The 19,792-nt window shown below is 43.0% G+C and carries 17 protein-coding genes and 1 pseudogene; 10 read left to right on the top strand and 8 right to left on the bottom strand.

Going from position 1 to position 19,792, the window contains the following annotated elements:
• Positions 1 to 46 precede the first annotated feature (46 nt).
• Together tenA and ACEYV4_RS05780 are read right to left on the bottom strand one after the other, a co-directional pair.
• Positions 47 to 691: a thiaminase II gene (tenA, locus tag ACEYV4_RS05785; RefSeq protein WP_373842418.1), complete on the bottom strand. Its 645-nt coding sequence runs from the start codon at positions 689 to 691 to the stop codon at positions 47 to 49.
• Positions 692 to 799: 108 nt separating this feature from the next.
• Positions 800 to 1,051, bottom strand: coding sequence for a hypothetical protein (locus ACEYV4_RS05780; RefSeq protein WP_373842417.1), 252 nt, complete (start codon positions 1,049 to 1,051; stop codon positions 800 to 802).
• Between the two features lie 567 nt (positions 1,052 to 1,618).
• On the opposite strand from ACEYV4_RS05780, the gene ACEYV4_RS05775 reads away from it, so the two are divergent.
• Complete coding sequence (locus ACEYV4_RS05775; RefSeq protein WP_373842416.1) at positions 1,619 to 2,614, top strand: D-2-hydroxyacid dehydrogenase; 996 nt, start codon at positions 1,619 to 1,621, stop codon at positions 2,612 to 2,614.
• 81 nt (positions 2,615 to 2,695) lie between these two features.
• Here ACEYV4_RS05775 and ACEYV4_RS05770 read toward each other — a convergent pair whose 3' ends face one another.
• From ACEYV4_RS05770 to ACEYV4_RS05755, 4 genes are all read right to left on the bottom strand, one after another.
• Complete coding sequence (locus ACEYV4_RS05770; RefSeq protein WP_373842415.1) at positions 2,696 to 3,265, bottom strand: PAS domain-containing protein; 570 nt, start codon at positions 3,263 to 3,265, stop codon at positions 2,696 to 2,698.
• Between the two features lie 65 nt (positions 3,266 to 3,330).
• Positions 3,331 to 4,623, bottom strand: coding sequence for a GTPase HflX (gene hflX, locus ACEYV4_RS05765; RefSeq protein ID WP_373842414.1), 1,293 nt, complete (start codon positions 4,621 to 4,623; stop codon positions 3,331 to 3,333).
• Positions 4,624 to 4,655: 32 nt separating this feature from the next.
• Entirely contained in the window at positions 4,656 to 5,312 is a 657-nt protein-coding gene (locus tag ACEYV4_RS05760; RefSeq protein WP_373842413.1) for a histidine phosphatase family protein, read from the bottom strand.
• Positions 5,313 to 5,393: 81 nt separating this feature from the next.
• Positions 5,394 to 6,044, bottom strand: a complete 651-nt coding sequence (locus ACEYV4_RS05755) for a DedA family protein (RefSeq protein ID WP_373842412.1) — start codon at positions 6,042 to 6,044, stop codon at positions 5,394 to 5,396.
• A gap of 188 nt (positions 6,045 to 6,232) precedes the next feature.
• Here ACEYV4_RS05755 and helD point away from each other — a divergent pair, with 188 nt between their 5' ends.
• Both helD and ACEYV4_RS05745 read left to right on the top strand, forming a co-directional pair.
• Positions 6,233 to 8,533, top strand: a complete 2,301-nt coding sequence (gene helD, locus ACEYV4_RS05750) for an RNA polymerase recycling motor HelD (protein WP_373842411.1) — start codon at positions 6,233 to 6,235, stop codon at positions 8,531 to 8,533.
• A 31-nt stretch (positions 8,534 to 8,564) separates the two neighbouring features.
• Positions 8,565 to 9,905 (top strand): FAD-dependent oxidoreductase, encoded by a 1,341-nt coding sequence (locus ACEYV4_RS05745; protein WP_373842410.1) that lies wholly within the window; start codon positions 8,565 to 8,567, stop codon positions 9,903 to 9,905.
• 45 nt (positions 9,906 to 9,950) lie between these two features.
• On the opposite strand, the gene ACEYV4_RS05740 is transcribed toward ACEYV4_RS05745, so the two are convergent.
• Positions 9,951 to 10,820 carry a DMT family transporter gene (locus ACEYV4_RS05740; protein WP_373842409.1) on the bottom strand — a complete coding sequence of 290 codons (870 nt, stop codon included), beginning with the start codon at positions 10,818 to 10,820 and terminating at the stop codon, positions 9,951 to 9,953.
• A 223-nt stretch (positions 10,821 to 11,043) separates the two neighbouring features.
• Between ACEYV4_RS05740 and ACEYV4_RS05735 the strand changes: the two genes are divergently transcribed.
• From ACEYV4_RS05735 to coaA, 5 genes are all read left to right on the top strand, one after another.
• The gene (locus tag ACEYV4_RS05735) at positions 11,044 to 13,146 is read left to right on the top strand and encodes an LTA synthase family protein (RefSeq protein WP_373842408.1); all 2,103 of its coding nucleotides are present in this window, start codon (positions 11,044 to 11,046) and stop codon (positions 13,144 to 13,146) included.
• Between the two features lie 138 nt (positions 13,147 to 13,284).
• Entirely contained in the window at positions 13,285 to 13,662 is a 378-nt protein-coding gene (locus ACEYV4_RS05730) for a cupredoxin domain-containing protein (RefSeq protein ID WP_373842407.1), read from the top strand.
• Between the two features lie 29 nt (positions 13,663 to 13,691).
• A complete protein-coding gene (locus ACEYV4_RS05725) occupies positions 13,692 to 13,964 on the top strand; it encodes a cupredoxin domain-containing protein (RefSeq protein WP_373842406.1) in 273 nt (90 codons plus the stop codon).
• Complete coding sequence (locus ACEYV4_RS05720; RefSeq protein WP_373842405.1) at positions 13,964 to 15,910, top strand: copper-translocating P-type ATPase; 1,947 nt, start codon at positions 13,964 to 13,966, stop codon at positions 15,908 to 15,910. Before ACEYV4_RS05725 ends, ACEYV4_RS05720 begins: the two co-directional genes overlap by 1 nt.
• Positions 15,911 to 16,106: 196 nt before the next feature.
• Complete coding sequence (gene coaA, locus ACEYV4_RS05715) at positions 16,107 to 17,030, top strand: type I pantothenate kinase (RefSeq protein ID WP_373842404.1); 924 nt, start codon at positions 16,107 to 16,109, stop codon at positions 17,028 to 17,030.
• Here coaA and ACEYV4_RS05710 read toward each other — a convergent pair.
• On the bottom strand, positions 17,027 to 18,208 hold the full coding sequence (locus ACEYV4_RS05710; protein WP_373842403.1) for an ATP-binding protein: 1,182 nt from the start codon (positions 18,206 to 18,208) through the stop codon (positions 17,027 to 17,029). The genes coaA and ACEYV4_RS05710 overlap by 4 nt on opposite strands.
• Before the next feature lie 413 nt (positions 18,209 to 18,621).
• On the opposite strand from ACEYV4_RS05710, the gene tpiA reads away from it, so the two are divergent.
• Both tpiA and ACEYV4_RS05700 read left to right on the top strand, forming a co-directional pair.
• The gene (gene tpiA, locus ACEYV4_RS05705) at positions 18,622 to 19,440 is read left to right on the top strand and encodes a triose-phosphate isomerase (RefSeq protein WP_373842402.1); all 819 of its coding nucleotides are present in this window, start codon (positions 18,622 to 18,624) and stop codon (positions 19,438 to 19,440) included.
• A gap of 25 nt (positions 19,441 to 19,465) precedes the next feature.
• Positions 19,466 to 19,582 (top strand): annotated as a pseudogene (locus ACEYV4_RS05700) (transposase); the annotation flags it as partial.
• Positions 19,583 to 19,792 lie beyond the last annotated feature (210 nt).

Raw genomic sequence — 19,792 nt, 5'->3', positions numbered from 1 at the left:
AATTGATCAAATTAGCAAGAGTATTTTCAAAAAATATTTAACTTTATTACCACTGTTCACGTGTATAAGCCATCTGCCAAAAAGCTCGTTCATAATGACAACTAATCACAAAAGCACGTTTCATTCTTTGGCGGGTTAGGTTATCACTAATGGCGGCTTGTTGGTTAACAATTTGCTTCATTTGCTTCGTGCTAGTCGTAAAATCTTGACCTGCATAGCTATCAAAGAATTCCTGATAAAGAGCAACTGGACTTTTCTTCTTTGCCAACCGCAACCCTACCTCACTATAAAGCCAATAACAAGGGAGAAGGCCCGCACAACCAACCGCAGTTCCATATTGGCCCAATTGATAGTACATATGAGTAATATAAGCATATGAAGCCGGAGCGATTGATGTATTCTGAAGTTCTTTTTGAGTAAGGCCAATTTCTTGGTGTATTTGCTGTTGTGCAGCGTCTTCACCCTCACCCAGGTGAATTAAAATTATTGCTTCATTTTTCGGTAAATTTTGAGCTGCTAGTCTGTGCAAATGATTAAATGCTGTTAAATAATGATTATCTTGAATAAGATAATAACGAAAAATCGAAAGGGGAAGAGTTCCCCGACTGAGTGCCTGAATAAAGGGATGATTAATGCTAGCTTGCCGGGTAGCTGTCATTATATCAGTTAATTGATCGGTAAATTTATCCATTGAAGAATACCCTCTTTATCTTAATTATAATGATAAATTTTTAAGCCAAAATGAAATTGTATAAAGCAACACACATAAAATAGGTCAAAATTTGCGAGTGTGATTTACCTAGAGCAATGATTCATTAGTTAAGGGGATGGATTTCAACACCGGACTGGCTAATTCCTTTATTCCTTGAAGATCGTGTATCCAGTACTTGTTGCCATCCTTAATCAACAGTCCTCGATGAACAAAATTTGCGATAACATATAACAGATGACGATAAGTTACGCCAAAATATGCTGCTACTTGTTGGTGATGTTCGCGGTAACAACCATCAATTGACGTCATTAAAACCAGGGCTACTAGGCGATTGACCAACCTAAAACTCTGATTTTGAGTAGCTAAACTTAAGTTACGAATATTCTTACTGGTCAATTGACGACCTAAGCTGCGTAGGTGAACTACTCGGCCATAAATAACCGAGCTTCTGGGAACATGAAGTAGTATTTAGGATCTTGCACGTGTATTCACGATACCTAACTTACAGAACTTCGTTATTTTACCAAGGTTAGTCCCTAACCTAGTAGTTTTATCGGACTACCACCTAATTACGTGTTCTGATGGATACTGACTTGGTTTTCATCAGCTATTTTTAATCCATTACAACTCATGGCGTTATCGCAGCACAAACTCTCGTAGTTACTCTTCCCGGAAATTGCTCAGTGTCCTCGTGGAAGTAATGTTGACGGTATTATTTTCAATCCATTCGAACCAAATTATCTGAATTAATTATACTATAAGTTAAGTATTAATGTGCTTTATAAAAAACAATTCATCACGTCCTTAAAAGAACGTGTTTCCTTGCTCAGTTTCAAAAATTGCTGGCGGATATTTAACTATGATATGCTATTAATGAAAGCACTTTCAGAAAAAGGAATGGTATTTATGAAAATTATAATGTATGGTACTAAAGCCGCTGAACGACCTTTCGTAAAAGAATGGCAGGAGATTACCGGCAATGAGGTCAAGATGGTGACGGAAAGCTTGTCGGCCCAAACAATCGGCATGGCTAAAGGATATGATGGAATTTCAATTCAGGCGACTTCTTCATTGGGACAGCCTGATTTTTACCGTCAGTTAGCAAAGATGGGGATTAAGCAACTGTCAACGCGGACGGCTGGCGTTGACGCAATCGACCTGGCGGCTTGTCGGGACAATGGGATCACAGTTACCAATGTTGCCGCTTATTCACCCCGCGCAATTGCTGAAATGGGACTCACACAAGCATTGTACCTTTTACGCCGGATTGGTGAATATGAGTTGCGGATGGGAAAGGGAGACTTTCGCTGGAACGCTGACCTAATTAGTAACGAAATTTACCAGCAAACGGTAGGAATTGTTGGCCTTGGCAGGATTGGTGGTGCCACCGCCCAGCTTTATAAGGCCCTTGGTGCCCGGGTGTTAGCCGTGGATCCCAATCGAAATGTTGAATATGCACCATTTGTTGATGAATATACCGATCTTGACACAGTCGTCAAGACGGCCGACATTATTTCTTTGCATACGCCACTATTGCCAAGTACTAAAAATATGTTGGCAGCACCCCAATTTGCCAAGATGAAAAAGAATGCTTTAGTCATTAATATGGCTCGTGGTGCCTTGATCAATACCGCTGATTTATTAGTAGCCTTAAAAAAGAAGCAAATTGCTGGTGCTGGCCTTGATACCTTAGCCGATGAATCTAGTTTCTTTAATCAGGAAGTACCAGTTGATCAAACGCCAGTAGACTACCAGGAATTAGCTCAGTTACCGAACGTTCTGGTAACTCCTCACGTGGCTTTCTTTACAAAGACCGCAATTCGGAACATGGTTCAAATCAGCTTAGATGATGTTGTCAAAATCGTTAGTGGTAAACATTCTCCTAACGAAATCCGACTTTAACGTAAAAGTAAAATAATCAACCATTAGTTTTGGTATGAGGCTAATGGTTGATTTTGTTAATATTTGAAATCGTTAGAAGTATTAATGCTGCGAGGCACCAGTGGTATCATCCGGCTTTTGCTTGGTCCCAGATGCGCTGGTGGTACTGTCAGTGAAGGCTTTCCCCTTGCCGCTGATGGAAGCAGTCGTAACACCATCGACGATTTGGCCTTCAACGATACCGCGAGCAAAAATGTTATGTTCCGCTAATTGACAGATGTGTTCGACGTCCTCGGTTACTTGGAGGGCGCCAAGATAATGCCGATTTTGGTCACGAATAGCGTAGTAACGAATTAAGGTGCGGTGACCATTCATGATTTGTGGTGATTCAACCATGTCTTTTTCACCACTATGCAATATTTTTAACACTTGTTTGACCATTGGTACGACTCGTTGGGGATGACAACCGAGGACGGAATGATTTAAGCGTTGCTGGAGCCGGTCATCGTCACGCCACGGATTGGGTGAGTACCAAACATACTGATCATCGGCGTTAACGTAGTCGAGTTCGTAGGGCATGGTTTTAAAAATAATTTGGACATCAGCTAGACTAATGCGACCAGTAGGAAATTGAACGTAGCTGTTCTGATCAAAGGGAATGGTTTCTGACATGATGTTGTCCCTCTTTCTAAAGTAAAAGTCGACTTGCAGAAGAATTCAACAAGTCGATAATATCATTATTTAATTTTCTTAACTTCATACTTGGTAAAGCGATGATAATCCTGTGGGGCCATTTCGACGGTTAAGAGGGTACCATCACTTTGATATTGGGTGTCTAGGATATTGGCATGCTCGTTTAGGTAGGAAACTACTTGACCGTCAGCAAACGGCACCAGAAGCTGTACTTGAACGTAATCCTGGAAGAGGTGCTTGCGGATAACATCGACTAATAAGTCCAATGAAGCGTCTTGCTTAGCCGAGATGACAATTTGGTCGTCACCTTCCAAGGCTGGGTATTCAATTTCAGTCTTGTCGGCTTTGTTAAAGACGTAGATCATTGGAATATCATGAATGCCAATTTGGTGAAGGGTCCGTTTAGTGGTTTCCATCATTTCTTCATAGTGAGGGTCGGAATAATCGATTACTTGAATTAGGATGTCGGCGTTGGCCGCTTCGGCTAGGGTCGACTTGAACGATTCAATTAGCTGAGTCGGTAATTTGCTGACGAAGCCGACGGTATCACTGAGCAGGAATTCTTTCTTTCCTGGTAAGTTAATCCGTCGAACACTGGTATCGAGAGTGGCAAAAAGCATATTCTTTTCAAAAACCGTTTTATCCTCAACCTGACCATATTTGCGGACAAGACCATTCATAATGGTGGACTTGCCAGAGTTAGTGTAACCAACCAGGGCAGCTGTTGGAATGTCACTCTTGGCCCGTTGCTGACGTTTGACCTCTTCAGACTTATCAATTGCAGATAGGTCATGGCGCAGGTGGGTAATTTGGTGCTGAATGACTCGCCGATCCATTTCCAATTGGGTTTCACCGGCACCACGGTTGGTGAAACCACCACCGCCACCAGTACCGGTTTGCTGGTCAAGACGTTGACTAGCACTGGTTTGTAACCGGGGTAACCGGTATTGTAGTTCAGCAATTTGGACCTGGAGCTTGGCCTCTTTGGTTTGTGCTCGGGTGGCAAAGATTTCTAGAATTAATGCCGTTCGGTCAAGGATCCGGTGTCCCGTTGCTTCTTCTAAATTGCGTAGTTGACTCGGTGTGAGTTCATCATTAGCGATAATCGTGGTTGCCTGGTTAGCACTAGCCACGTTGGCTAGTTCCTGAACCTTACCTTTACCAAAATAGGTTGCTGGATTTGGCCGGTCGATTGCCTGGTCTACTCGTTTCACAACGTCCATGTGATTGGCTTGAACCAGTTCGGCCAATTCGGTCATTGAATAATCGTAATCCGCCTGCCCCGTATCAAGGCCGGCGATAATTACTCGTTCATCAGATTGTATGTTTGTATCCATTGAAGAAGTATTTCCCCCCTTTACTGGATCCCTTATTCAGGAATTTCAAGCTGATTGTAAAAATCAACAGTAGTGTGTTTACCGTCAAGGGTTAACTTAGTAATGCTGCCGTTGCGTGGTGACTCTCCTGGATCAATCTTAGTTGAGAAGTGAGCGGCAATGGAACGAATTGCGGCTCCGTGGGAAACGACGACAACGGTTGAACCGTCAGGTAATGCCCGCAGGTGGTCAAAGCCCTTATTAATTCGTTTCCAAAAGCGGTGATGGTCTTCGGCGTCACCGTATTGGTCAACAGCGGCAATCTTATCCTTTAACTTGTCGGGGCCCCATCCCCCAACCATTTCCGCAAAAGTATGATAGCCGGCCGGACCGCCGAGAAAATCAGCAAATTCGGGGCCATTTTGGCCTTCAAAAGAACCAAAGAACTCTTCACGAAAAGCGGGCTCTGGTGTTGGCTCGGTGATCGTGGTATTAGGATCAGCCGCCAGCAGCAGGCGAGAGGTAGCCATCGTTCGCCCGAGGTCACTAGAAAAAAGGTAGTCGAAGTGGATTTTGGCAAGTGCCCTGCCCGCCCGCTTGGCATCTGCCTGTCCTTTAGCGGTCAATGGAGCATCGGACCACCCTTGAATTCGGTTGTAACGATTTAAGTAGGTTTGACCGTGACGAACGAAATAAACGTGAATTGCCATGGTGCGTAAACACTTCCTTTATAAATAAAATACTGATCCTATTTTAACATGAAATAAGAGTGTGAATATAATGATTCTCTTCTAAAGCATTCGATTACGCCGGATGATTTTTTGACGAAGCTGCTTGATAAGAAGAATAATTCCACCAATTGATAAACCAACAAGGACAAAGCCGAGGATAAGCAATGAGAAGTGATTACGTACGAATGGAATAGAGCCTAAGAAATAGCCGCAACTGGCCCCCAATGCTACCCAAGCGGCCACACCAATCATGTTAGCAATTGTAAAACGATGAAAAGGATAAGCCATCATTCCGGAAATTAATGGGATGAAAGAGCGGATGAGGGGCACAAAGCGGCCAAAGGCAACCGCCCAGAAGCCGTATTTGTTGAGAAATTCACCAGCGGCAACCATTCGTGGCCCTGCTAAATGATGCTTTAACCAGGGCCACCGGGACAATCGACGGCCAATAAAGTAGTTGACAGTGTCACCAATAAAGGCAGCAAGGAAGAAGATTGGGACGGCAATTTCCATTTTGAGAATTGGCTTGACAGCAATGAAGGAACTGGTTAGGAATACCAATGACCCTCCTGGAAGCCAAGGAAAGATTACTAATCCGGTTTCCATGAAGATCAGGGTAAAAATAATTAGGTAAGACCACGGTCCAAGCCATTGAAACATCGGAATGAGGACTTCCGTAATATGTGTAAGAAGATAAAAAAGATGGGCCATGGAAAAGCTCCTTTCAGTGAGAGTTATCACTACTATTGTAGGATGATTTAAAAGCCTCGCCCAACGATCTTATCAAAATTAATCAATCCTTATAATCGATAATCAAATATTAACGGTCGGTTTAGCGATAATGATATAATAGATAAACGATTTTACGGGAGATACCCGCTGACGAAAGGAAGAGTGCTGTGGTAGAAGATTCAGTAAGAAGATATGAGCAAAAACACCTTGAATATGTCATTAATAAGATTAAAGGGGCCGAAGGTAAGGCCGATAAGAGAATCGCCACGGCCAAACGTGATATTCGAGGAATTAACAAGCAGATTGATGATATTCACTTGAATACTACGACTTATTCAGGAATGATGGATACGGCGATGTCCTTCCGAGCCCAGCAGCAAATGCTCGATGAACGGCAGAATAGCTGGCAGCACGCGGCTCGTCACCTGGCAACCTTACAGCGGTTGGAGAAACGGCCCTATTTTGCCCGGATTGACTTCCAAGAAAAGGGAGCAGCCAAGCCAGAAACCATTTATATTGGCTTGGCATCCTTCAATGATCGCCCAGACCATTTTTTAATTTATGACTGGCGAGCGCCCATTTCCTCTATTTATTATGAAGGAAAATTGGGTAAAGTTAGCTATGATACTCCGGTGGGGAAACAAGAAGCTAATATGACCTTGAAGCGGCAGTTTCAGATTAAGAATGGGACGATTGTGACGATCTTTGATACCGATGAACAGGTCGGGGATCAAATGTTACTTTCGGCCCTGGGTAACCATTCTTCTACTAAGATGAAGAGTATTGTTACCACCATCCAGCGGACCCAAAATGAAATTATCCGAGATACTAAACATGAATTATTATTTGTCCAGGGGGCTGCAGGTTCTGGAAAGACGGCGGCCGTTCTGCAACGGGTTGCTTGGCTGCTTTACCGTTACCGAGGTAATTTAACCTCCTCCCAAGTAGTGCTGTTTTCACCCAACCAGCTTTTCAACGATTACATTGACCAGGTATTGCCGGAGCTGGGCGAGCACAATATGGTTCAGATGACTTACTTTCAGTTTGTTAACCGCCGAGTTCCCCACCTGCATGTTCAGACGCTGGCCCAACGCTTTGCGGCTAGTCAAACGACTAATCTGCAAAATATTCAGCGTCTGGTTACTAGTCTACGTTACTTTAAGGAAACAAGACGGTATGCTTACCACCTTGGCCACGCTAATATGCGTTTTCGCAACATCATGTTTAACCACCAAGTTTTCATTAGTAAGGAAAAAATTCGCGAAATTTATTACTCCTTTAACGATAACTACAATTTGGGTAACCGTCTGGATGGGACCAAAGAGGCACTGATTAAGTACCTTAACCACCGGGTTAGCACGGCCATGCGAAGCAAGTGGGTTGAACAACGAATCCAGGACCTCAGCAAGGATCAAATCGACGACCTATTCGCCAAGAATCCACAAAAATTTGATAACGATGATAAAGAGTATCGCTTCTTGGCGCGGCGGATTGTCATGCAGGCCTTTGAACCGATCAAGCGAGCAATTAATCGTAACTATTGGATCAACATCAACGGCCAGCTTCTTCACTTCTTGCGGGTAACCCCTAAGCTCTTTGACTTAGGCCAATATGATCTGACGATGGATCAGTGGCAAGACTATGTTGATAAGGTTAAGGCTGATTTGCGCCATGGTAAAATCAGTGCTAGCAACATCACAATTTACCTCTATCTTTATGATTTAATCACTGGGCGACGTGGTGATCGTGACATTCGTTATGTTTTTGTTGATGAAGTTCAGGATTATGATGCTTATCAGTTAGCTTATCTTAAATACCGGTTCCCGAAAGCTAGGTATACCCTCTTAGGTGACCTTAACCAGGCAATTTTTACCCGGGAGAACAGTCATTCCTTGTTAAAGCAGTTAGGGACGATGTTTGATGCCGACAAGACTAAGGTTGTCCAATTGACTAAGTCTTATCGGTCGACCAAGCAGATTACCGATTTTACTAAGCACCTTTTGTTAAACGGTGAGGAAATCGAGGCCTTTGATCGTAACGGTGACCGACCACAGGTGATTGTCAGTGCTGATTTAACCACGGGAGTCGATGCGGTGGTAAAGACCCTTAAGAAATATCAGCAGGAGCATGATGCAGTGGCGATTATTGGTAAAACCCTGCAAGACAGTGAGCGGCTTTATCAGGAATTAGCTAAACGCAATGTTAAAACTACCTTGATTCGGACCGAGAACCAGCGCTTAGTTAAGGGAACAATCATCGTCCCGTCCTTCTTGGCAAAAGGTTTGGAATTTGATGCGGTCATAGTCTGGAACGCTAATGATCAGCAGTATCATGGTGATGATGAACGGCAGTTACTTTATACTATTTGTTCCCGAGCCATGCATGCCCTAACTTTAACGGTTATTGGGCAGCCGACAAACTTGTTGGCAGGAGTACCCAAGGATGAATATGAATTAATTAAGAAGTAGCTAGGGTAAGTAATGGTTTGGGGGAAATGTAATGAAAATAGTAATTGTAGGCTGTACTCATGCCGGTGTGGCGGCAGCAGTTCAAATTTTAACGGCCCAACCACATACGGATGTAACAATTTATGAACGGGAAAATAGTCTTTCCTTCCTTTCTTCTGGTATTCCGTTTTGGATTACGGGTGAGGCAGCGGCTAACCGGCTTTTTTATACTAATCCGGACCAGTTAATCCAGCTGGGGGCGCATCTGAAGCTAAACCATAATGTTACCAAGATTGATCATCGAACCAAGCAACTATGGGTAGTTGATCGGCAAACGGGGGAACAGGTGGTTACTAAATATGACCGGTTAATCTTTGCCACTGGTTCTTGGCCGCGGGTTCCCCAGGTAAGTGGTCTTGATAACCCACACATTTATCTTTGCAAGACTTACTTGCAAGCCCAACGATTGACCAAGGACTTAGGACAGCTGAGCCGGGTTGCAGTTATCGGTGGTAATTATGTTGGCTGTGAAATAGCAGTGGCACTTAGAAAAGCTGGCAAGCAAGTTGTCTTAGTTGATCATCATCGGCACTTACTGTCAATGATGGTTGATCACCAGTATGCTACTATGGTTGCGCGATTGTTGAGTTACCATGATATTCAGCTTTTCTTAGGGAACCCGTTACAATCATTTACGGAAACGGGGCCAGAAAAAATTGTTGTGAAGACTAATAAGGAGCAGGCAACGGTTGATGCGGTTGTGATCTGTGCGGGTGTCCGGGCTAACAGTAACTTGCTTCAGGGACAAGTCCGCTGTCAATCTGATGGCGCTATTGTTACTAATGAGTATTTGCAAACCAGTGACCCCGCAATTTATGCGGCGGGGGATGTTATTACTAGTCAATTTAATCCCCTCCAAAAGGCCTATCATATTCCGTTGTTAACTAATGCAATGCGCCAGGGAACAATCGTGGGTGTAAATGTTTTTGGCAATACGATGAAGTATATGGGAACTCAGGCCACGACTGGGTTACACCTTTTTGATGAAAATATAGCAGCTACTGGGATAACCTTTCACCAGGCACGCAGATTAAAATTGGATGTGGATACAGTCACAATTACCGATAACTATCGGCCTGAGTTTATGCCCTCAACTACCCCTATTATGATGACTTTAGTCTGGGATAAACGGACCAAGCGGATTCTTGGCGGTCAAATGATGAGTAGGCATGCGATCGATCAATCGATTAACCTTCTTTCGGTTTGTCTACAGAATCGGAATACGATTGATTTTCTGGCCTTTGTCGATATGCTTTACCAACCCGCTTTTGATCGTCCTTTTAACTACCTTAACCTACTTGGTCAGGCAGCAATGGCGAAGGCCGCTAAATAAGAAAAGACTAGTTGTTTTCTTACAAACAACTGGTCTTTTAAAATACTATATTTTACGTTTTAGAAATGGTAAATGGTGTAAATCTATCAGCATAATAGCATTGGCTAATAATAGGATAATACCACCAATCACGAGTCGGTGGGTTAACGGGTCATAGCCGAGAATAACTGAAAAGACACTAGCAAAGAAGGATTCTAGCATTAATATTAATCCAGCCGAGGTGGCATCGGTCTGGGCCTGAGCAATGATTTGCATTCCCTGAGCCAAAAAAGTAACTACAATGGCTAAAATGGCTAAGGGAACGAGGGCTTGAACCCAGTGAACCTGACCCAAGGTAGTGCGTTCTGATACCAAAACGGTTAGCCAACCAAGTGTTCCTTGGCAAAGTCCGATCATGAAGATCACTATCCATGGGCTAGAGACCTGAGGTGCATACTTATTGAAGTAAATAAGTTGAAGAGCCCAGAAAATAGTAGAGATGAGCGTCAGTAAGTCTCCGTATTGGAAATGAAAACCATCGTGGGTAACGTTGGTAAGAATGGCCATCCCAATAATGGCAAGGCCAATGGCAAAATAAGTTTTACGTTGGGGCCGTTCATGCCAGAAAAGCCAGAGAATTAATGGGGCTACCGCAATGTAAAGGGTGGTTAAAAAGGCATTCTTGGCCGGTGTAGTATAACGCAGGGCGTCAGTTTGGAGATAGTAACCGAGAAAGTTGATGGTTCCCATTAACAACCCCAGCTTAATATCTCGACGGTTGATTCGGTTGATCTTTTTGAAGAATAGTAGGTAGCCGGCGAGCACACACATTGTTCCCCGGCAGGCATTGATTAAGCCAGAATGCATCCCAGCTGCTACGGTTAGTTTAGCAAAAATATAACTGCTGCCCCATAGCATAGCTACTAGGAGAAGCATCAGGTCCGCTTTCTTTTTATTAATTGATATTTCCTCCTTTCTTGTGAACCGTAATATCTTAGCATGTTCTTAAGTCGGTAGTAAAGGACGACAAAAGGCCAGCAAAGGTTAAACTAAGGTAACAATTTTCTAAACTTTTTCGAAAAATAAACTATTTGTGATTGCACACTGAGGTAATAGTGTATTATGGTAAGTATTGATATTTTTTAATGGAGGAACAAACATGAAAACAGCGTTGCAGAAGTTACGACGCGGCCTGAATACCAAGCTGGGTTTCTTCCTGTTGCTCGTACTCTTGTTCTGCATCAAGAGTTATTGGGCATACCAGAATGAATTTAACCTTGGTGTTAAGGGAAGTATGCAACACTTCCTGCTTGCATTTAACACAATTCCTGGAGCCTTAGTCTTTTTGGGAATTGCGCTGTACTTTAGGGGTCGGCTCTCGTATTGGTTAATGCTGATCATCAACGCTTTATTATCAACCTGGATTTTTTCTAACATTCTCTATTACCGTGAGTTTTCGGATTTCATCACCTTTAATGTTATTAAGGGCTCCGGAGCAGCTTCTAATAACCTAGGTAAGAGTTTAATGGGAATTATTCGTCCCGAAGACTTCTTGGTCTATGCGGACGTGATCATCTTAGCGTTGATCTTACTATTCCACTTCATTCGGGTGGATATGCGCTACTTTAAAATTCGTTATGCCATGACCATCACTATGCTGGGATTGGTGCTATTTGGAGCTAACTTAGGCATGGCCGAGACGGACCGGTCTCAATTACTGACGCGGACTTTTGATAATAACTATATCGTCAAGTATCTCGGAATTGAGGCTTATACGATTTATGATGGGGTTAAGACAACCCATAATAGTGTCGTAAAAGCGCGGGCCAACCAGGATGAATTAAAGCCAGTTTTACACTTTATTCACCATAATTATGTTGGCCCGAACATCCAATATAAAGGAGTTGCCAGGGGTAAAAATATCTTCATTATTCACCTAGAAAGCCTGCAGCAGTTTATGATTGATTATAAGCAAGACGGCCAGGAAGTTATGCCTAACCTGGATAAGCTTTACCATGCGGACGATACTTTGGCCTTTGATAACTTCTTTCACCAAGTTGGTCAGGGGAAGACGGCCGATGCCGAAATGATGCTTGAAAATTCGCTCTTTGGTCTGCCAGAAGGTTCCGCAATGGTTACGGATGGGACGACGAACACCTTCCAATCCGCGCCGGCGCTTCTGCACCAAAAGTTAGGTTACACGACAGCTTCCTTCCACGGAGACGTGCCAAGCTTTTGGAACCGGGATAATGCCTATAAGTCCTTTGGCTATCAGTATTTCTTCAGTAAAGCTTACTATCCAAAGGTTAAAGACTATGATGCCGGTTATGGGATGAAGGATAAGATTTTCATGAAAGATGCGGCCCACTACGTTGAACAGTTGCCACAGCCATTTTATGCAAAGATCATTACGGTTACTAACCACTACCCGTATATTCTGGATAAACAAAACAAGGATATCCAACCGTGGAAGACCGGTGACGATACCGTTGATCCATATGTCCAAACGGCTCACTACTTGGATGAGGCCTTAGGAGAGTTCCTTAACTATCTCGATAAGTCAGGTCTACGGCAGAACAGTGTGTTAATCCTTTATGGTGACCACTATGGAATCTCCAACAACCACCAACCGGCGATTGCTCAGATTCTGCACAAGAAGAAGTTAACCAATTATGACTTGGCTATGTTCCAAAAAGTGCCGTTTATGATTAATATGCAAGGCCTGAAGGGTGGAATTGACCATACTTATGGTGGTGAAATTGATGTCCTACCAACCCTGGAAGACCTGCTAGGCATTTCGTCTAAGCATTATCTTCAGTTTGGTCAGGACCTCTTGTCACCACAACGCAACCAAATTGTGCCGTTCCGAGACGGTGATTGGGTAACGCCAAAGTATACTAAGTATAATGGTGACTACTACTTTACTAAGAATGGTAAACAAATTACTCACGCTACGGCTAAGCAAAAGGCGGCCTTTAGTAAGATTCAAAAGTACGTTACCACGGACCTAGGATTATCCGATAAGGTAATGAACGGTGATCTTTTGCGGTTCTACAAGTTGCCTGGCTTTAAGAAGACCAATAAGAAGGACTACACTTATAACCTTAAGAAGAGTCTGCAAAACCTGAAGGAAGCACAGAAGAAGCATAAGACGAGTCTGAAGAAGGAGAACAACAACCAAAGTACTATGGATGACTATACAACCGATGCACCTGAACTTAAGGATGCTGGTTCATCGGCCAATGATTTTCCTAAACCATAATTTTTAGCAACGCTCATTAAGAGATAACTAACGAGAAAGTAAACTCGTTAGTTATTTTTTTACGTTTGTGTTGACATATGTAAACGAAAGATTTATAGTTTAGATAATGATTACAGATGTAAACACAAGGGAGGAACAATGAACATGGGTCAAATTGTTACGATTATTGTTGGCTTAATCTTAATTGGCTTCATTCTCTGGTGGTTCTTTGGTAAGCACCAGGAAGCAGTTGGCGATGCGACAGTTTCACAGAATGATCAGGAAGCAACCATCACGGTGCATGGTGGTTATTCTCCGTCAACGGTCGTATTGAAGCAGGGAGTCCCCGCTAAGGTGAACTTTGCGATGAAGGATTCCACTGCCTGCCTTTCCCACGTTGTCTTTGACAAGCTGGGGGTTGATAAGGATCTCACCAAACAACCCGTGACGACGGTGAAGATTCCCACTAACAAGGCTGGTGAATATGACTTTGCTTGTGGGATGAACATGTTCCACGGCAAGGTAATTGTTAAATAATTTTATTAAAATAAGGGAGATTGATGAAGATGACTACGGAGAAACAAACAGTAAAGATCAACGTTGCTAACGGTTATGAACCAGCCACGATTAATTTAAAAGCCGGGGTTCCTGCTAAATTAGTTTTTAATCGTTCCAATGAATCAATGTGTTTGGCAGAGGTTAAGTCGGCAGATCTCAAATTTGATAAACAGTTGCCGATGAATACTGATGTTACGGTGGAAATCACTCCCCAAACAGCTGGTGAATATAACTTTACTTGTGGAATGGGGATGTTTCACGGAAAGGTGGTTGTCAAGTAATGAAGCATTTGACAAGCACGCAGCGGTTTTGGATTTCCTTTATCTTGGTAATCCCGATGCTGATTCAAATGTTAGCGATGCCTTTTCACTGGGAGATGCCTGCCTATAACTGGGTGGCTTTTGTCACGACTACGCTGATCATGCTGGTGGCGGCAATCCCATATTGGACAAGTGCCTGGGCAGCGTTTAAGCAGCATAATGCCAACATGAATACACTGGTGGCAATTGGGACCGCGATTGCCTATTTCTACAGTATCTTTGCGATGATTACTGGACGGCCGGTTTACTTCGAAAGTGCGGCCTTTATCACCGTCTTTGTATTGCTCGGTGACACGATGGAAGAACGGATGCACAACAACGCTTCCAACGCCCTTAAAAAGCTGATGGATCTTCAGGTAAAGAGCGCCAATGTCTTACGGGATGGTCACTTTGTCAGTGTTCCGCTTGACCAGGTCGTTGCTGGTGACATTATTCAGGTCAAGCCTGGCCAGAAAGTACCAGTTGACGGTGTGATTACGACGGGACAAACAACGCTCGATGAATCTATGATCACTGGTGAATCAATGCCGGTAACCAAGAAGGCCGGGGATGAAGTGGTTGGTTCCACCATTAATGGTGACGGTGCCATCCAGTTCCGTGCTACTAAGGTTGGCAAAGATACCATGCTCTCGCAAATCGTTGCGATGGTTAAGAAGGCCCAGACCAGTCATGCGCCTATCCAAAACTTGACGGATAAGATTTCCGGTATCTTTGTCCCTACCATCTTGATTATCGCTATTGTCACCTTTGTTGCTTGGTATGCATTCTTCGGAGCAACTGCGGTTCAAGCCATGCTCTTTGCCGTTGCCGTTGTAGTTATTGCTTGTCCATGTGCCCTTGGCTTGGCTACTCCGACGGCCCTGATGGTTGGGACCGGTCGTGCCGCCAAGATGGGTGTTCTGATTAAAGATGGTCAAGCTTTGGAAGAAATTGATGATGTCAAGACGGTGGTCTTCGATAAAACTGGAACTATCACCGTTGGTAAACCAAGTGTGACTGATATAATCGGTGACCAGGATCAGGTTCTTAAGGTAGCAGCTAGCTTGGAAGCTTCGTCTGAACATCCACTAGCACTGGCGGTGATGAATAAGGCGAAGAAAGCTGACGTTACCCCGACTAAAGTGACAAATTTCCAAGCCATTGAAGGGAAGGGTGTCCAAGCTACATTTGGTGGTCAGACGGCTTTTGTTGGTAATGAAAAGTTGCTGGCTGATGGTCAAATTTCAGCAGGAATGAAACAGCAAATGGTTGACTTGCAAAACCAGGCTAAGACGGTAATCTTAGTTGGCCTAGAGAAACAAGTCATTGGTTTGATTGCCATCCAAGATTCACCAAAGCCGACATCGGCCCAGGCAATTGCTGAACTGAAAGTACGGGGCCTAAAGACTGTGATGCTGACGGGTGACAACGAGCGGGTGGCCCAAGCAATTGCTCACCAGGTTGGTATTGATCAAGTAATTGCTAATGTCTTACCGAATGAAAAGGCTGAGCATGTTCAGGACTTAGAAAAAGATGGTAAGGTAGCCTTTGTCGGTGATGGGATTAATGATGCACCGGCCCTGACAATTGCCAATGTTGGGATTGCCATGGGTTCCGGAACCGATATTGCCATTGATTCTGGAAGCATTGTTCTGGTTCAAAACGACCTGCGCGGAGTTGTAAGAGCCTTGGACATCAGTAAGAAGACTTTCAACCGAATCAAGTTGAACCTCTTCTGGGCGTTGATTTACAACGTGATCGGGGTGCCGATTGCAGCCGGTGTCTTTGTTGGAATTGGCTTGCAGCTTAGCCCTGAATTTGCAGCTCTAGCGATGGCCTTTAGTTCCGTCTCCGTTGTTACTTCCTCGTTGTTATTGAATAAGGCAAAAATTGGTGGCGACGATGATGAGTCAGCAGTTGCCGCATGATGAAAACGACCTAGCATGGATGTATGCTAGGTCGTTTTGGTGTTTTAAAATAATGATTGCTTTTCTATTAATGATCCAGTAAACTAACAATAACTTTCGTGAAGTAATCAACAAGAGTTATGGCCTTATTAATGCGTTGATCTGTGGTATGATAAGCGGGAAACGTTTTCAAAATTAATTGGAGTATTGAATGACGATGGATGAATGGATGAATTATGAACAATTTGACCGCCAAACTTGGCATAGCTTTTTTCCTACTGACAAGGTACGCCTGACTCAGGATAACCTGGAGGCCATTAAGTCGCTCAACGACCGAATCTCGATTCAGGACGTTCAGGATGTTTATTTACCACTGATCAAGTTGATCCAATTGCGTTACCAGAGTTTTTTGGAATGGCAGATGCAAAAAGCTAATTTTTTGCGTCAGTCAGTTCGCCGAGTACCTTATATTATCGGGATTGCTGGGTCGGTAGCGGTTGGCAAAAGTACGATTGCCCGGCTTTTAAGTATCCTGTTGAATAAGTTATTACCGGATAAACGGGTTGAGTTGATGACCACGGATGGTTTCCTCTATCCTAATGCTGAACTAGAGCGACGGGGAATTATGGATCGGAAGGGCTTCCCAGAGTCTTATGATATGGAAAAATTGTTGAAATTCTTAAACGACGTGAAGGCGGGGGAACCCGAAGTAAAGGCCCCAACCTATTCCCATCAGGTTTATGACGTTCAACTTGACAAGCCCCAGTTGATTAAGGAACCCGATATTTTAATTGTGGAGGGTATTAATACCCTTCAGCTGCCAACCAACCAGCGCCTTTACGTTAGCGATTATTTTGACATCTCACTCTATGTTGATGCTGATCCGGATTTGATTGAACATTGGTATCTGCAACGATTTGGGATGCTGCTTGATACGGCCTTTACTGATCCGTCAAACTACTATTACCCATACTCTAAAGGCAACCGCGACGAAGCCTTTAAGATGGCTCGTGATGTTTGGCAAAAAGTCGACCTTCCCAACCTAGAAGAATTTATTTTGCCAACTAGGAATCGGGCAAATGTAATTCTTCATAAAACAACCAACCATGCTGTTGATCGGATTTTTTTAAGGCGTGACTAATCTGCTTGAAACCAGTCAAGTAAGCTAATTAGTGGGACTTCTGGGTTCTTTTGAATTAGCTGATTAGGGCGTTTAACAACGATTAATAATCGCCGGGCTTGACTCGGCAGATGTTTAAAACTAGCGCTAATCCGGTCGTAAGCGGCTTGATCAGAAAGTGAGTAAGCAAATTGAAGATAAACTCGTTGGGGACCACGGTCAGCGATGAAGCTGAAATGGTGGTTGAAGTAGACCTGATAACCCCGGCGGATAAGCTCAAGGAAGAGAAGTGCCTCCAGATTACTTCTGGATAAGGCACTTTTTTGTTTAGCTAAAAGACTTTGAATGCCGGGATCAACGGGATAGTATTTGACGTTAGTTGGTTTAATCCTGACGGGGCCGGTAGGGTGAGCCAATTCGTAGCAAGGATAGAAAAGCAAAACCTCTTGTAGAAAGTTCAAATAGGAATGCAAGGTCTTATTTGAAGTAGTTATTCCGGCGTGTTTAAGGCCAACCACGGTCTGAGAAATGTTGACTGACGTTCCAACTTGTGTAGCAAGGAAAGCGGCCAGTTGTTTAATTAGATAGGGATTGCAAAGGCCAGACCGGTAGGCAAAACCATTAACGATTAGGGTGTTGATAATTCCATCGAAATAATTATCCCGGGAAAGCTGGTCGTGAAGTGATTGCACAAAAGGGAAACCACCATAATTAAGGTAGTGATAAAGACTGTGTTCATTGATCGTGAGGTGTTGGTAAGCACAACAATCCACAAAACTTAGGGGCAAAATTGGGATAATTGTGCAACGATCCCTTAATGGGGCAAGCCGGGTTAGAAATCGTCGGTTGGCCCCGGTTACCACGAGGGTTACCTTATCTAGACCGAGTAATCTATGTAATAACGGAATTATATCGGTTAGGGTATCAAGTTCATCTAGAAATAAGTAATTGCGCTTTCCCTGAACTAAACCTTGAATGATATCCTGACAGAGGGACTGGTTGTGAATACCGTGATGGGCGAAGCGTTGACAATGGATAAGCTGGATTTGTTGGTTATTGATTCCCTGGCGACGCAAATGTGTTTTTAACTGCTCTAGTAAAACTGTTTTGCCACTCCTGTGGACGCCAATAAGTACTATTATCTGTTTATTTTGTTGCATTTTCTTAAATTGGTCTAGATGCTTTTTTAGAATATACATCTTGATATCTCCAGAATTGTTGATTAATAAAAACATTTTATCAGGAATTGGCCTAGTTAACAAATTTGGAATCAATTCCTAATTGTTGAAAGACAAATTGCTCCAATTCAGTAGTAAAAAAGTAAAATTTAGTAAAAACAATTCTTGACGTTATAGCAAGGCAAAGGGTTGCACAAAATAAAATGTCCTGATGATCCTTGACGAATTAGGTTAAAGCGTTTAAGAAATTAAGCATGCTGAAAGTAAACATAAATCAAAATCCGGGAATGATCCTGGTGAAGGAGAAAAATAATAATGGAAACTAAAGTAAACGAAAAATTAAATGCTCTTGACCAACAAGCAGTAGCCCAGGAATTAAAGCTCCTAAATAAGCCGTTAAAAGTAGTTAAATGTTAAAATAAGGGGAAATGAGAATGCGAACACCGCTTATTATTGCCAATTGGAAAATGAACAAAAATATTCACGAATCCGTTGAATTTGTCAAAATGATTTGCAGTCAACTGCCGTCAAACATAACCGTGGGTATTGCCGGCCAAGCGTTAGCACTTTACAGTATGAAGCAAACTGCCGGTAATTCACGGTTGCAGATTATCGCTCAAAACGCGGCGGCAGCGGTGGCGGGCCCTTATACTGGTGAAATTAGTATGCAAAGTCTTGCCGAGATTGGAGTTTCATCCGTGATCCTTGGTCACCTGGAACGGCGCCGTCTATTTCATGAATCTAATGCCGAAATTACTAAAAAAGTGCTGACCGCTCTTCACCTAGGAATCACACCGATTGTCTGCACAGATGAAGAGCAAATACCATTGGAAGTTGATGGCCAGTTGCACTATGCTTTTCGTCAGCTAGCGCCTATTTTACAGAACCTTTCGCCAGAACAGGTCCAAAAATTGGTAATTTCTTACGAACCGCGGTGGGCGGTCGGTGCCAGTCAAAGTGCCAAACCCGTTTTAGCAGAAACCGGTTGCCGTCAAATTCGCCAGTCAGTGGCGGATAGGTTTGGGACGGCAATTGCTGATCAGGTACGGATTCTTTATGGTGGCAGTGTTAATCAGCAAAATATTGATCAAATTGTTGACAGCCCTAACGTTGATGGTGCTTTGATTGGCCGTGCTAGCCTAGATGTTGGTAACTTTTTACGAATGTTAAATTTTTTGAAAGTAGGCAAGGAAACACGTTCTTTTAAGGACGTGATGAATTGTCCTTTTTGTGTTCAACATACACATGGATAGTATATTATATGATATAATTATTAGTATGAAAGGCACAAATAGACTTACGTATGGTAGAATATCAGTTTACAATCTTAATTACCATCTCATTTGGGGGACTAAGTATCGCAACAAAGTGCTGAAAGGACACGGTGAAACAGTCTTGAATAATGACAAAAAGTATATCTTTAATCATTATGTAATGAATCATATAGAGAAATTTAGATATCCCTTAGAAGCGAATCATACTTTTTTTAGGGGTATTTCCAAAAAGTTATTAAAAGATATATTTTATATCTATTATAATAATAATTGTAAACAAGATAGGTATTTCTATCTGGGTATTATTTTATATTTGCAGTCTAGACATGAA

This window comes from Limosilactobacillus sp., from assembly GCF_041859915.1.
Taxonomy (GTDB): domain Bacteria; phylum Bacillota; class Bacilli; order Lactobacillales; family Lactobacillaceae; genus Limosilactobacillus.
The sequence above is the reverse complement of the archived record's forward strand: the minus strand, read 5'-3'. Positions and strand labels throughout refer to the sequence as shown.